Origin of the sequence: Aromatoleum buckelii (genome assembly GCF_012910785.2) — a bacterium.
Lineage (GTDB): Bacteria > Pseudomonadota > Gammaproteobacteria > Burkholderiales > Rhodocyclaceae > Aromatoleum > Aromatoleum buckelii.
This window is the reverse complement of the sequence record NZ_WTVH02000010.1, coordinates 1,464,685-1,476,878: the sequence shown is the minus strand read 5'-3', so window position 1 is coordinate 1,476,878 and position 12,194 is coordinate 1,464,685. Positions and strand designations below refer to the sequence as shown.

Below are 12,194 nucleotides of genomic sequence, written 5' to 3'. Positions count from 1 at the left end.
AGAGTCGAAATGATTAATCCGACAATGCCCACGGATCCCGCCAAGCCGCGTTACGCGGACCACGAAGGCGTGATCGGTCACCTTGCCGCAGAAATATGGGATCACCTCTGGCCGTGGAGCCGTGCCGGCTTCCAGCAGCAGCGCGCGATCCACGCCGCCGGACTGGCCATTGCAGTTGCCGCGACCCTCGTTTGGGTACTCGCGGCGATGGGCGAGCTTCACGCCGGCGCGGTCATCGGCTGGTGGTTCGGCTGGAGCGTGTTCGAAGTCCTCGTGCGCCTCGGCTCGAAGCCGTACGTCAAGGAAGGGCCGTGGTGGGGGCGGCGCTATCGCGTCGCGAACACGATGGACATGATCTGCTACGTCGGCTTCAAGAACCTCCTGATCGGCGCGGCTCTGTTCATTGCGCTGAAGTCGCTCGGCCTGCTGGTACTGTGACACGGCCAAGGGTGCAATGAAGCTGTTTTTCGGAGCACGCGCCGCGGCGTGGCTGGCACTGCTCGCGCTGTGCCTCGGCGGCTCGGCGCATGCGGCAACTTGGAACCTGACGCCGGGAGACCCGGTGCAGCCGGCGATCGACCGCGCGGCCGCGGGCGACACGATCACGCTCGCCCGCGGCCGTTACCCAGGCGGACTGCGCATCGACAAACCGCTCACGCTGCGCGGTATCGACCGCCCCACGCTCGACGCGGGCGGTGTCGGCGATGTGATCCGCATCACCGCGCCGGACGTGACGATCGAAGGCCTCATCCTGTCGAACTCCGGGGACAAGCTGGGCGAACAGAACGCGGGCATTTATATGAAAGCGGGCGCGGCGCGCGCGGTGGTGCGTAACTGCGACCTCACATACAACCTGTTCGGGGTGTGGATCGAGGGCGTCAAGGACGTCGTGATCGACGGGAACGTGATCACCGGCAAGCGCGATTACCGGTCCGCGAGTCGCGGCAACGGCATCCAGCTGTACAACACGACCGGGGCAAAAATCCGCAACAACCACGTCAGCTTCGTCCGCGACGGCATTTACGTCGACGTCTCCCACCACGCGGAATTCATCGGCAATCGCATCCACGACGTGCGCTACGGCACGCATTACATGAATTCGAACGACAACCGCTGGGAGGACAACGAGTCCTACCACAACCGCGGTGGACTCGCGCTGATGATGGCGCGCCGACAGATCGTCCGGAATAACCGCGCGTGGGGCAATTCCGACCACGGCATCATGCTGCGCACGCTGCAGGACTCGGTCGTCGAAGGCAACGTGGTCGCGGGCAACCAGCGCGGTTTCTTCATCTACGACGCCGAATTCAATGTGCTGCGCAACAACCTCGTCGTCGACAACATCGTCGGCACGCACCTGTGGGCGGGATCGAAACACAACCAGGTCGAGGGCAACGATTTCATCACGAATCGCGAGCAGGTCCGCTACGTCGCGGCGCGCGACGAATTGTGGGGCGTCAAGGACGGCAATTACTGGAGCAATTATCTTGGCTGGGACCGCAACGGCGACGGCCACGGGGACGTTCCGTACGAAGCCAACGATCTGGTCGACCGCTTGTCGTGGCAACACCCGATGATGAAACTTCTGCTCGCGAGCCCCGCAGTTCAGACGCTGCGGCTCGTCGGCCAGCAGTTCCCGCTGCTGCGCGCCCCAAGCATCATCGACCCGAAGCCGCACATGCGGCCAGCACACGAGAACTGGAGCAAATGGCGTGACAAGCACCACCCCGCAGCACGCTGAGCGCGGCGTCGATCCGGCCGCGATCGTCGCCGTGCGTGGCGCGACCAGGCATTACGGTGCCGTTCATGCCGTCGACGGCGTCGACCTCGACGTCGGACGCGGCGAGCTGTTCGGGCTGATCGGCCACAATGGCGCGGGCAAGAGCACGCTGTTCAAGATGATGCTCGGACTGGTCCCGCTGACCGCCGGCGACATTCGCATCGATGGTGCGCCAGTAAGCGGCGGCGGCTTTCGCGCCGTGCGGCGCAAGATCGGCTATCTGCCGGAAAACGTCGTGCTCTACGACAACCTCACCGGCCTCGAGACGCTGCAGTTCTTCGCCCGCCTCAAGCGCGTGCCGGCGAAAGAGTGCGCGCCGGTCCTCGAGCGTGTCGGCCTCACCCACGCGGCCCAGCGGCGCGTCCGGGAATACTCGAAAGGGATGCGGCAGCGGCTCGGCTTCGCGCAGGCGCTGCTCGGCCGCCCCCAGCTCCTGTTCCTCGACGAGCCGACCAACGGCCTCGATCCCGAAGCAATCCGGGAGTTCTACCTGATCCTGCGCGGCCTCAAGGCTGACGGCGTGACGATGATCCTGACTTCGCACATCCTCGCCGAGATTCAGGAGCGGGTCGATCGGCTGGCGATCATGGCGGCCGGCAAGGTGCAGGCGATCGGCACGGTGCAGATGCTGCGCGAGCGGATGGACCTGCCGCTGTGGTTCCACGTGCGGCTGCCGCGGGCCGATTTCGAGCGCGTCCGCACGGTGCTGGGCCATTTGCCGGTCACCGCAGTCGAAGCTCGCGACGATCACGTCGCGGTGCAGTGCCGGCGTGACGCGAAGATGCTCGTGCTGCAGGCGCTCGCGTCGCTCGGCGACAAGGTGCTCGATCTTCACGTCCACGAACCGTCGCTCGAAGACGTGTTCTTCGGTTTTTCGGATTGATCATATGGAATTGCGACAGGTCGGCACGATCGCCGGCAAGGAATTCTGGGACCGCATCCGCAACCGCTGGGTGCTCGCGGTGGCGCTCGTGTTCACGGTGTTCGCGCTGGTGATCGCATATTTCGGCGGCGCGCAGCAGGGCGCGGTCGGGTTTCGTTCGATCGGCGTGACGATCGCGAGCCTCGTGAGCCTCGTGATCTACCTGATCCCGCTGATCGCACTGGTGCTCGGCTTCGATGCGATCGTCGGCGAGCGCGAGCGCGGTTCGCTCGACTTGCTGCTGTCGATGCCGATTACCCGCTTCGAGCTGCTGCTCGGCAAATATCTCGGCCTCGCGGCGGCGCTCGCTTTCTCGACAATTGCCGGCTTCGGTCTCGTCGCCGTCGTGCTGGCGGCGCAACTCGACCTCCCCGCACTGTTCCACTACTTCGGCTTCATGGCGAGTTCCGTGCTGCTCGGAATGGCTTTCCTGAGCATCGCGGTGATGCTGTCGGTGTTCGCCGCCGACCGTACCCGCGCCTCCGGCCTCGCGATCGCGGCATGGTTCTTCTTCGTGCTGGTGTTCGACCTGCTGCTGCTCGGTGCGCTGGTCGTCACCGGCGGCAGCTACGGCGGCGAGATTTTTCCCTACCTGCTGCTGCTCAACCCCGCCGACGTGTTCCGCATCCTCAACATTTTCACGCTCGACGACGTCCGCACGCTGTATGGGCTCGCCACCGTTTTCCCCCGCACGCTCGCAGAGCCCTGGCTGCTCGGCCTGGTGATGCTGGCATGGATCGTGACACCGCTCGCTGTCGCCACCTGGAGATTTCGCAAATGAACGCGCAAAGACGCCCGTCCGCCAATCCGCTACGCAGCTCGCTCGTACGCCACCTCCTCGTGGTGTGTTTCGCCGCGACGCTGCTCGCCGCGTGCGGGAAAACCGACGGGTCTGCGCCGCTCGTCCCGGTGGAGATCGACCGCAGCACCTCATGCACGCTCGACGGCATGTTGCTCGCCGACTACCCGGGCCCGAAAGCGCAGATTCACTACGCCGACCGCGCCGAACCCGATTTCTTCTGCGACACCGTGGAAATGTTCGCGATCTACTTCAAGCCCGAGCAGGTGAGGCAGGTGCGCGCGCTGTTCGTGCAAGACATGGGCAAGGCCGACTGGACCGAACCGCGCGACAACTGGATTGACGCGAAAGCCGCCTGGTATGTCCACGGCAGCTCGCGTCACGGTTCGATGGGGCCGACGATCGCTTCGTTCGCACTCGAAGGGGACGCGCAGAAATTCGCCACGGAGCATGGCGGCAAGGTCGTCGCATTTGCCGACGTCACGCCTGCCATGGCAGTGCTGGACGGCGGCGTACTCCATGATCAAGGTATGTGACCATGGCCAATTTCTACAACGACTTCGAGCCTGAAGATGCAATCCAGCTCGAACAGCTCTCCCGCCTGATTTACGAACTGCGCGAGAACCGCGGCGCCATCCTCGAAGGCTACGGCGTGGCGGACGAGATCGCGCTGCTCGAGCAGATCTACACCGGCGCGGTTCCCGAACATCCCGCCTACGAACATTACCTCAGTGCGCGCATCCTGTCCGACACCCGGGAGACCGTACGCGCGATGCTTGCCGAATGCCTGAAGGAGATCGGTCGCAAATGAGCTTGCACATCGAACTTGGGGCAGCCATCGAAAAGGACTTCGGGGAACGGCTTGCAGTGCCTATCGAGCAGAAACAGGACGCCTTGATCGCGACGCTCGAAAACGGCGTCACGCTGACCATCCGTTATGCCGCGCCCGACGCCTATTCGCTGCGCTGGACACACGGCGACGCCGAAGCCGGTATCGACACGGCGCCGCTGCACCGCGATCTGGCAACTTTTCCCAACCACCTTCACGACGTCGACGGTCGGGTGCATGCCGATCCGGTGACCCGTCCCGACCAGGCTCCTGCCCACAACGTCGCACAACTGATTCGTGCTCTGCTCGAAAACCCGATGCTGGGGATCGACAGCGAAGCCTGACCGCAGGGCTGGCAGCGGGAGCAGGCGCATGCCGCTGCTGCAGGCAAAAAAAAAGGGGCGATTGGATCGCCCCTTTTTTGTTGCCGGTCGCCTCCGAGGAGGCGACGAGCGTGAGTCCTGGTCGAAATCAGCTCGACTTTCCAACCATGTAATCGACTGCCGCCTTGACTTCCTCGTCGGTCAGCGAAGCACCGCCGCCACGCGGGGGCATCATGCCTTTCGCGCCGGTGAAGCCTTCGATCGCATGCTTGTAAAGGAGGTCCTTGCCTTGGGCGATACGCGGGCCCCAGTCGGCCTTGTCGCCCGGCTTCGGTGCGCCGGCGACGCCTGCTGCATGGCACAGCGAACACGTCTTGTTATAGACGCTGGCTCCGTTTGCTGCGGACGCGGCCGGTGCAGCCGGTGCGGCCGGCGCTGCTGCGGGCGCTTCGGAAGCGGCCGGGGCTGCCGGAGCTTCCGACGCGGGCGGGGTCGCCGGGGCCTCGGGTGCTGCCGGAGCGGGTGCGGGGGTCGTCGCGGGGGCTGCAGGAACGTCGCTTTCCTTTTCTCCGCAGGCGGACAAAAGGGCGGCGAGGGAGGCTGCAAGAATCATTGTGGATTTTTTCATTATAATCTCCTGTTATATGGGGATGAATATTTGCATTGCCCCGAATTAAAACCACCGATCATATCGTTTACATACGCCATCCAATTTGACGTAAATCAAGTCAAAAATCTTGATTCAACCGCTCCGCCGGGGCCTCGTAAACCCTACAACTTTTCCATTCCGCTCGCCCAATTGATGTGTATCGTGGAGTGAAAGGTGCGTCAAACCGAATTGCTCCCGAACCCGTTGTGAGCCTCCCGGATGAATGCCAGCCGCCCGCAACCGCAGCATATCCGTCCCGTGCAAATTGCGACGGCCGTGGGCGAAGGTGTGCGCGTATTCCTGTCGGCGCCGCTGGTCAGCATTATGTACGCCGGAACTTTCATGCTTGCGGGCGTCGGGCTGCTGGGCGCGCTGGTGAGTCTCGGGTTCAGTCCGATGGGACTGCCGCTTATCGGCGGGTTCATGCTCATCGCACCAGGCCTGCTGGCCGGATTTTTCGCGATTTCAAGAGTGCGCCGCAGGGGCGGCAAACCGGGGATTCGAGACGTCGCCGCCGGCTTCGTGAACACGCCGCGGGACCTCTGGGGCTTGATGCTGGTTTGCGGTTTCGTGTTCGTGATCTGGATGACCGACGCCGGCATCCTGTTCAGTTTCATGGTCGGTGATAGCAGTTCCGACTGGAGCCTGCTGCTTCCGCTGTCGGGTACCGTGCTGCGGTTTCATGTCGGGGTGTCGATTGCGGGAGGGTTTTTCGCGCTGATCGTGTTTTTCGTCACCGCCTACGCGGTGCCACTGCTGATCGAGCGCCGTGCCGGTCTCGTCGTCGCGGTCAACGCCAGCGTTCGTGCGGTTTTCCACAGCTTTTTTACCAACATGCTGTGGGCGTTGGTCCTCGCAGCGACGATCATGCTGTCGATCGCGATACCCCTGCTCCTGCCGGTAACCCTTCCCGTGATGGCTTACGCCAGCGAGTCGATCTACCGCAAGGTCTTCCCGGCTCCGACGCCCAGCTGACCGGCCGGCCGCTCGGTTTCTCCGTTGCGGGAGACCGGCCCCGAAGGAACCCGTGGGCTCATCCCCTCACCCCCCGGACCGGACGCCTCACGCCCTGCCCCGCTTTCGTCCCCGGAGCACACTCGTGATCATCGTCACGATGAACAGCAGCAACGCCAGGCCATTCAGCACCGCTCCCAGTTGCCGCAGCGCGAACCACTCCTCTGCGCTGCCAGCGATGCGCGCCGCGAGCGACACGTGCAGCGCGACGAGCGGCAAGTAAAACACCGGGTGATACGGCAGCTTCACTCTCGCAATCGCGGGAAAAATGATCGGTGCGTGGCCGAACACCATTGCGAAGACGAAGCCGAGCGCGATCGCATGGAGTGCGGCGTCGCGCATCGCGGCACCCGGCGCGAAACCGTTCCCCAGACCCAACAGCGCCCCGGCCGCGAGCCACGCGTAACCCGACAGCAGACAGATCGCGATGAAACGTGTGAGCCCCTTCTGGCGGGCGTTGTGACGCGCGATGTCGTAGCGCAGCAACCACGCGGCCAGGAAAAGCAGTCCGCCGGCAAAGATCGCCAAACCGGCCTCCTCGCGCCACAGCGAGGTCGCGGCGCCGCCCAAAATCACTGCCACTGCGACGCTGAAAAGCGGAGCCGCCGCAGGTCGCGACGGCAGGAAACGTGTCAGCTCCAGGCGTTCGCCGGCGATCGTCAGCACGAGGAATCCCAGCCACCACGGCACTGCGGCCTGAACATTGTTTTCGATCAGCCACGCCAGATTGCCGACCAACCAGCACAGCGCTCCCACCGCCAGCACCACGGTAAACAACACCGTCTGGCGCCGCATCACCTGAACGCTGCCAAGGACGAGGATCAGCGCAGCCGCAATGAAAAACCCCTGCGCAAGCGGCGCGGGCGCCCCAGCGAGAAGGACGAGTCCCCCCGCCCCCGCGCAAGCAGGTGCGAGGTACGCCCACATCCTTGCCAGGGCGACCGCGCGCTCGAGACTGATCACGGTACCGAAGAACGCGCCGATCATCAGCGCACCATGCAGCCCGGCTTGGTTCGCGGCAAAAACCGGCATGTCGAGCGCCAGCCGCGACAACCCCGCCAGGACGCCTCCAACCAGCGAAAGCATTCCGAGCACGAGTAATGGAAGACGCGCCGGGGGGCGTAAATCCTGCATCATCAGGGACCTGGGTGATTGTTTTCTCGGGCGAGGCCGGGAGCGTGCCGGCGTGCCGGGCCGGGAAGGCAAGCCTGCGCTTCGCCTTCCGCGTGCAAAATCTCTGCTACAGAATGCTTCGGGAAATGCTCACTTTTCCCAGCCGAAATGTTCGCGTGCTTCAGCATTCATCATTCCCGGATTCCACGGCGGGTCCCACACCATTTTCACGACCACTCGCAAATTTTCCGGCAACGCCCCATCGAGAACGGCATCGATGTCGTCCATGATCATATCTCCCATCGGACACGCGGGCGAAGTCATCGTCATCTCGATGAGCACTTCTTCGGCCGTCACGTCGATGCGGTAGACGAGCCCGAGATCGACGATATTGACCCCGACTTCAGGATCGATGACACGGCGCAACAGGGTGCGTACGGATTCGACATCGGGAAGGGACGCAGGAGCTGTCATCGTCATCACGCCAACATTTCAAGGTGCACCATTAGCGCATGTTTCGACGCGCGGCGCCAGCGAGCGCGCCGCTGCGGAAGGCCGGCAGAACCCGGCGGCCATCCGGGGCGACAGGTCGTTCGCTCAATCGAATCCCCTGCCTTCGCCCGCTTCCTCATGGGTCACACCATCGCGGATGTGATAGATGCGCTTGAACGTGGGGATGATTTTTTCGTCGTGGGTGACGACGATGACGGCCGTCTCGAACTTGCGCGCCATGTCGTTGAGGATGCGGATGACGGCCATCGCTCGCTCGCTGTCGAGCGGTGCCGTCGGCTCGTCGGCCAGGATCACGGGCGGACGGTTGACCAGCCCGCGGGCGATCGCGACCCGCTGCTGCTCGCCCCCGGAAAGCTGCGATGGCATCGCGCGTGCACGGTGGTGCACATCCAGCGCCGTGAGCAGTTCGAGCGCCTGCTCGCGAGCCTCGGCGTTCGGCACGCCGGCCAGCATCGGCAGCAGCGCGACGTTGTCGATGACATCGAGAAACGGGATCAGGTAAGGCGCCTGGAAGACGAAGCCGATCCTGTCCCGCCGCAGTGCGCGCAGGTCGCGCACTTTCCAGCCGTCGTCGTAGATCACTTCATCGCCCAGCGTCATGCGACCGGCAGTGGGATCGATCACCGCGCCGAGGCACTTCAGCAGCGTGCTTTTGCCGGAGCCCGACGGTCCGATGAGACCGACGACCTCTCCCGGCGCCACGTCCATCGCCACGTCCTTAAGCGCATGGACGGCAGTGTCGCCCCCGCCGTAGCGCTTTTTCAGGCCTTCGATACGGATACCCTTGCTGCTCACGTCACCCTCCGATCGCTTCGGCCGGATCGATCCTGAGCGCCATGCGGATCGCGACGACGCTCGCCAGCACACAGATCGCGAGCACGGCGAAAAAGCCTGCGATCGAGTCGAACGGGACGAGCAGCACGTATTTGGGAAACAGCGGTGCCGCGAACGTCGCGGTGATCTTGCCGACGACGAATCCGATCAGACCCAGCGCCAGCGCCTGCTGCATGATCATCGCGGCGATCGTGCGGTTGCGCGTGCCGATCAGCTTCAGCACCGCGATCTCGCGGATCTTGTCCATCGTCAGCGTGTAGATGATGAAGGCGACGATGGCGGCGCTGACGACGGCGAGGATGACGAGGAACATGCCGATCTGCCGCGCGGAAGTCGCAATCAGCTTGCCGACGAGGATCTCTTCCATCTGCGGCCGGGTATAGGCGGTCAGGCGCTTCCAGCGGCCGACGGACCGCGCGATCTCTTCGGGAGCATGGCCGGGTTCGAGCGTCACGAGGACCGCATTGACGAAAGCGTTGGTGCTTTGCGAAGCGATCACTGCGTCCAGCAGGTCCGGCACGCCGGGACGATTGAAGGCCGGATTCGCGCCGGTGCGCCGGCGGCTTTGCCAGATCGCGTCGTTATCCTTGAGGAACTGCGCTTCCTGGGCGTCCTTGAGCGGGATGAACACCATCGGGTCGCCGCTCGACGACACCATGCGCCGGGTCAGCCCCACCACGACGTAATGATTGCGACGGATCGCGACGCGGTCGCCCAGCCTGAAGCCGCTCGCGATGTCGGCGACCGCCTCGTAGTGCCCACGCGTGATCTGGCGACCGGCGACGAGATAAGGCGGCCAGCCAGGAATCCCCGGTCTGCCGGGCGCGATGCCGACGACCATCGCCCGTACGTCGAGGTCTCCCCTGCGGACCTGCATCGTCAGGTACGTGACGTTTACGGCCTGCGCGATTCCGGGCATCGCGAGAAGGGTGCGGTACGCGTCGTCATTGACGCTGGACGACTCCGCATAAGGGCCCAGCGTGTCCTTTTGCACGACCCACAGGTCGGCACCGCTGTTGTCGAGCAGCGCCCTGCCGTCGTCGACCATGCCGCGGTAAACGCCGGCCATCGTCAGCGTCACACCGATCAGCAACCCCAAGCCGATGCCGGTAAAAACGAATTTTCCCCACGCATGGAGGATGTCGCGGCCGGCGAGGCTGATCATCGCGGCACTCCGGGGATGTCGTCGACGACGTCGATCCGGCTGCCCGCCGTGAGCGCCTTTTCGCTATACACGACGACCTGCTCGCCGTCCCGGACTCCCTCGAGCACCTGCACGTGGCCGTCGAGGTCGCCGACACCGAGCTTCACCGGGGTGAAGCGTGCGTCGCCGTCGACGATTTTCCACACACCGACCTGCCCCGCTTCGCGGCGAATCGCGGCGTTCGGGATCACCGGCGCTGCGGGGAGCGCCGGCAGCTCGATCGTCACCTCGGCGAGCTCGCCGATCGGCGGCAGCGGCTCCGGCCGCGAATCGAACGCGACTTTCGCGAGCGTCTCCTCGGTTACTGCGTCGGCCATCGGTTCGACCCTCAGCACGCGACCTGTCAACGCCTGTCCGTTGCGCGAGCGCAGCACGACGCTTGCCGGGAGTCCGGCGCCGAGCCCGGACGCGCTGACCTGGTCGAAGCGGGCGTTGATCCACAGGCTTTCGGGCGCAATCACTTCGACGACCGGCTGCCCTGCGACGATGGTCGTGCCGGGGTCGACATCACGAACCGCGACCAACCCGTCGACCGGCGCGACCAGGCGCAAATTGTTCCGCTGCGCGACAAGGGCTTCACCGTCGGAACGGGCCCGGATCAGCTCTTCCTGGGCGCCGGACAACGCCGCGTCGGCGATCTGCAGTTCCTGGTGTTTCGTCGTCGCCAGTTCCTCGCTGATCGTGCGCACAGCGAAGAGCTGCTCGTAGCGACGAGCCTGGCTTCGGGCGAAATTCTGACGCGCCGCCGCTTCGCGCAGCGCCGCCTCGGCCCGCTTGAGCGCCGCGCCCTGCGCGCGGATACGCTGATCGAGATCCACCGGATCCATCTCGCCGAGCACCTGACCCGCCTTCACCCGGTCGCCGACGTGGACGTCGAGCCGTTTCACGCGTCCGGCAAAAGTGGGGCCGATGCGGTACGTGTAACGCGTCTGCACCGTGCCGATGCCGAACAGCGCCGGCGTGATCGCCCGGGTCTCGACGCTTGCGACCGTCACGGACACCGGCGCCAGCGGGCCGGAGCGCAGCGCGACGTAAACGAACAATGCGAGCAGTGGAACAATCACCGCCACGAGAGCCAAGGTGCGCCCCTGGAAAGGCAGGCGTCTCATTGCGCAGCCCCGATTCCGCGCTCGTAGATCGCGAACACCCTCGGCGCTTCCCGACGGATGCGGGCCACGTCGCCGGCCAGCAGCGACTGCATCACGAGTCCCTGGATCGTGCCGATGAACAGGGTGACTGCGGCCTCGCTGTCGAGCGTCGCCGACAGCTCTCCGCACGCCTTGCCGTTCTCGATGAGCCGGTGCAGACGCTCACCGTAACGCTGGATCAAGGTCTGCACCATGCGCTTGGCCGGCGTCGATTCGGCCCGCTGAAGCTCGCCGAACATCATCCGCGGCACACCGGGATGCTCGACGACGAACTCGACATGGCTCATGAACATCGCCTGCATTGCCGCCAGCGGCGACTCGATCCCGTGCGCCGCACGGTCGATCCGCGCCAGGAGACGTTCGGCGACCCATTCCATGACCGCCTGCCAGATCGCGTCCTTCGTCGGAAAATGCCGAAACAATGCTCCCTGGGTCAGGTTCATGTGTTTCGCAATCGCCGAAGTCGTGATTTCGCTGGGATTTTGCGACCCTGCCAGCTCGACCACGGCTTCGACTGTCACGGCCCGCCGTTCGTCGGCAGGAAGATGCTTGCCATGGAGGCTCATGTGCGCTCCGGGACTAAGTGAGTAATTGATTACTATCCTAGTCCGAGGGAACGCAACATGCAAGGGAGCGTGCGGACGTCGAGTCCGGGTCGCGACAAGGGAACAAAATCCGCGCAATTATCAACATGACCTGCTGCCGGCGTGGCAGGGGCCACGCCAAGCGCATCAAGCCCGCTTCGCCTTCACCTTCGATTCGACGATGCTGCCGTCGACAGGGTTGTGATAGATCTCGACCTTGTTGCCGTCCTTGTCGGTGCCGTACAACTCATAGCAGTTGCCTTTCGTGACCTTGAACTTCTCGAGCGTGTAGCCGGCGTCGACGAGCTTTCGCAGCATCGTCGTCTGCGGCATCCAGCTCGTTTCCGGGGCGTCGGTGCAGGTCGGTCCGGCGATGGCGGCGGTGCCGGCCAGCAGGGTGGTCACGGCGACGATGAGATGGCTGGTTTTCATGGCTGTTCTCCTTCGGTGTCTTTTCATGCCGAGGTGGCATGGGAGGCATT

Annotated in this window: 16 protein-coding genes; 8 read left to right on the top strand and 8 right to left on the bottom strand. The window is 64.4% G+C overall.

Annotation, left to right across the window (positions count from 1 at the left end; all coding sequences use genetic code 11):
- The first annotated feature begins 9 nt into the window (after positions 1–9).
- Genes GO608_RS17685 through GO608_RS17655 form a run of 7 tightly spaced genes read left to right on the top strand, consistent with a single transcriptional unit; the run spans position 10 to position 4,674 of the window.
- Positions 10–438, top strand: a complete 429-nt coding sequence (locus tag GO608_RS17685; protein ID WP_169197558.1) for a transcription regulator — start codon at positions 10–12, stop codon at positions 436–438.
- A gap of 16 nt (positions 439–454) precedes the next feature.
- Positions 455–1,741: a nitrous oxide reductase family maturation protein NosD gene (locus GO608_RS17680; RefSeq protein WP_169197559.1), complete on the top strand. Its 1,287-nt coding sequence runs from the start codon at positions 455–457 to the stop codon at positions 1,739–1,741.
- The gene (locus GO608_RS17675; protein ID WP_425532310.1) at positions 1,713–2,663 is read left to right on the top strand and encodes an ABC transporter ATP-binding protein; all 951 of its coding nucleotides are present in this window, start codon (positions 1,713–1,715) and stop codon (positions 2,661–2,663) included. Before GO608_RS17680 ends, GO608_RS17675 begins: the two co-directional genes overlap by 29 nt.
- A 4-nt stretch (positions 2,664–2,667) precedes the next feature.
- A complete protein-coding gene (locus tag GO608_RS17670; RefSeq protein WP_169197560.1) occupies positions 2,668–3,483 on the top strand; it encodes an ABC transporter permease in 816 nt (271 codons plus the stop codon).
- The gene (locus GO608_RS17665; RefSeq protein ID WP_211159262.1) at positions 3,480–4,037 is read left to right on the top strand and encodes a nitrous oxide reductase accessory protein NosL; all 558 of its coding nucleotides are present in this window, start codon (positions 3,480–3,482) and stop codon (positions 4,035–4,037) included. The genes GO608_RS17670 and GO608_RS17665 overlap by 4 nt, the downstream gene beginning before the upstream one ends.
- Positions 4,038–4,039: 2 nt before the next feature.
- Positions 4,040–4,312 carry a hypothetical protein gene (locus tag GO608_RS17660; RefSeq protein ID WP_169197561.1) on the top strand — a complete coding sequence of 91 codons (273 nt, stop codon included), beginning with the start codon at positions 4,040–4,042 and terminating at the stop codon, positions 4,310–4,312.
- Positions 4,309–4,674 (top strand): toxin-antitoxin system TumE family protein, encoded by a 366-nt coding sequence (locus GO608_RS17655; RefSeq protein ID WP_169197562.1) that lies wholly within the window; start codon positions 4,309–4,311, stop codon positions 4,672–4,674. The genes GO608_RS17660 and GO608_RS17655 overlap by 4 nt, the downstream gene beginning before the upstream one ends.
- 127 nt (positions 4,675–4,801) lie before the next feature.
- Here GO608_RS17655 and GO608_RS17650 read toward each other — a convergent pair whose 3' ends face one another.
- Positions 4,802–5,281, bottom strand: a complete 480-nt coding sequence (locus GO608_RS17650) for a c-type cytochrome (RefSeq protein WP_169197563.1) — start codon at positions 5,279–5,281, stop codon at positions 4,802–4,804.
- Positions 5,282–5,560: 279 nt separating this feature from the next.
- On the opposite strand from GO608_RS17650, the gene GO608_RS17645 reads away from it, so the two are divergent.
- A complete protein-coding gene (locus GO608_RS17645) occupies positions 5,561–6,277 on the top strand; it encodes a DUF2189 domain-containing protein (protein WP_247003279.1) in 717 nt (238 codons plus the stop codon).
- A gap of 87 nt (positions 6,278–6,364) precedes the next feature.
- Here the strand turns inward: GO608_RS17645 and GO608_RS17640 are convergent, their stop codons facing one another.
- The 7 genes from GO608_RS17640 to GO608_RS17610 form a co-directional block, all read right to left on the bottom strand.
- The gene (locus GO608_RS17640) at positions 6,365–7,450 is read right to left on the bottom strand and encodes a hypothetical protein (RefSeq protein ID WP_169197655.1); all 1,086 of its coding nucleotides are present in this window, start codon (positions 7,448–7,450) and stop codon (positions 6,365–6,367) included.
- Positions 7,451–7,579: 129 nt separating this feature from the next.
- Positions 7,580–7,903: a metal-sulfur cluster assembly factor gene (locus GO608_RS17635; protein ID WP_169197565.1), complete on the bottom strand. Its 324-nt coding sequence runs from the start codon at positions 7,901–7,903 to the stop codon at positions 7,580–7,582.
- Between the two features lie 123 nt (positions 7,904–8,026).
- Positions 8,027–8,737, bottom strand: coding sequence for an ABC transporter ATP-binding protein (locus tag GO608_RS17630; protein WP_169197566.1), 711 nt, complete (start codon positions 8,735–8,737; stop codon positions 8,027–8,029).
- A gap of 1 nt (position 8,738) precedes the next feature.
- Complete coding sequence (locus GO608_RS17625) at positions 8,739–9,941, bottom strand: ABC transporter permease (RefSeq protein WP_169197567.1); 1,203 nt, start codon at positions 9,939–9,941, stop codon at positions 8,739–8,741.
- Positions 9,938–11,089 carry an efflux RND transporter periplasmic adaptor subunit gene (locus GO608_RS17620; RefSeq protein WP_169197568.1) on the bottom strand — a complete coding sequence of 384 codons (1,152 nt, stop codon included), beginning with the start codon at positions 11,087–11,089 and terminating at the stop codon, positions 9,938–9,940. Before GO608_RS17620 ends, GO608_RS17625 begins: the two co-directional genes overlap by 4 nt.
- Positions 11,086–11,694 (bottom strand): TetR/AcrR family transcriptional regulator, encoded by a 609-nt coding sequence (locus GO608_RS17615; protein ID WP_169197569.1) that lies wholly within the window; start codon positions 11,692–11,694, stop codon positions 11,086–11,088. The genes GO608_RS17620 and GO608_RS17615 overlap by 4 nt, the downstream gene beginning before the upstream one ends.
- 165 nt (positions 11,695–11,859) lie before the next feature.
- Complete coding sequence (locus GO608_RS17610) at positions 11,860–12,144, bottom strand: PepSY domain-containing protein (RefSeq protein WP_169197570.1); 285 nt, start codon at positions 12,142–12,144, stop codon at positions 11,860–11,862.
- Positions 12,145–12,194: the final 50 nt, after the last annotated feature.

Excerpts from the sequence above, each read along its gene's own strand:
- GO608_RS17670 (WP_169197560.1), top strand. The coding sequence starts at position 2,668 with ATGGAATTGCGACAGGTCGGCACGATCGCCGGCAAGGAATTCTGGGAC.
- GO608_RS17610 (WP_169197570.1), bottom strand. The coding sequence starts at position 12,144 with ATGAAAACCAGCCATCTCATCGTCGCCGTGACCACCCTGCTGGCCGGC.
- GO608_RS17635 (WP_169197565.1), bottom strand. The coding sequence starts at position 7,903 with ATGACAGCTCCTGCGTCCCTTCCCGATGTCGAATCCGTACGCACCCTG.
- GO608_RS17655 (WP_169197562.1), top strand. The coding sequence starts at position 4,309 with ATGAGCTTGCACATCGAACTTGGGGCAGCCATCGAAAAGGACTTCGGG.
- GO608_RS17680 (WP_169197559.1), top strand. The coding sequence starts at position 455 with ATGAAGCTGTTTTTCGGAGCACGCGCCGCGGCGTGGCTGGCACTGCTC.
- GO608_RS17640 (WP_169197655.1), bottom strand. The coding sequence starts at position 7,450 with ATGCAGGATTTACGCCCCCCGGCGCGTCTTCCATTACTCGTGCTCGGA.
- GO608_RS17625 (WP_169197567.1), bottom strand. The coding sequence starts at position 9,941 with ATGATCAGCCTCGCCGGCCGCGACATCCTCCATGCGTGGGGAAAATTC.
- GO608_RS17620 (WP_169197568.1), bottom strand. The coding sequence starts at position 11,089 with ATGAGACGCCTGCCTTTCCAGGGGCGCACCTTGGCTCTCGTGGCGGTG.
- GO608_RS17665 (WP_211159262.1), top strand. The coding sequence starts at position 3,480 with ATGAACGCGCAAAGACGCCCGTCCGCCAATCCGCTACGCAGCTCGCTC.
- GO608_RS17685 (WP_169197558.1), top strand. The coding sequence starts at position 10 with ATGATTAATCCGACAATGCCCACGGATCCCGCCAAGCCGCGTTACGCG.
- GO608_RS17650 (WP_169197563.1), bottom strand. The coding sequence starts at position 5,281 with ATGAAAAAATCCACAATGATTCTTGCAGCCTCCCTCGCCGCCCTTTTG.
- GO608_RS17615 (WP_169197569.1), bottom strand. The coding sequence starts at position 11,694 with ATGAGCCTCCATGGCAAGCATCTTCCTGCCGACGAACGGCGGGCCGTG.
- GO608_RS17660 (WP_169197561.1), top strand. The coding sequence starts at position 4,040 with ATGGCCAATTTCTACAACGACTTCGAGCCTGAAGATGCAATCCAGCTC.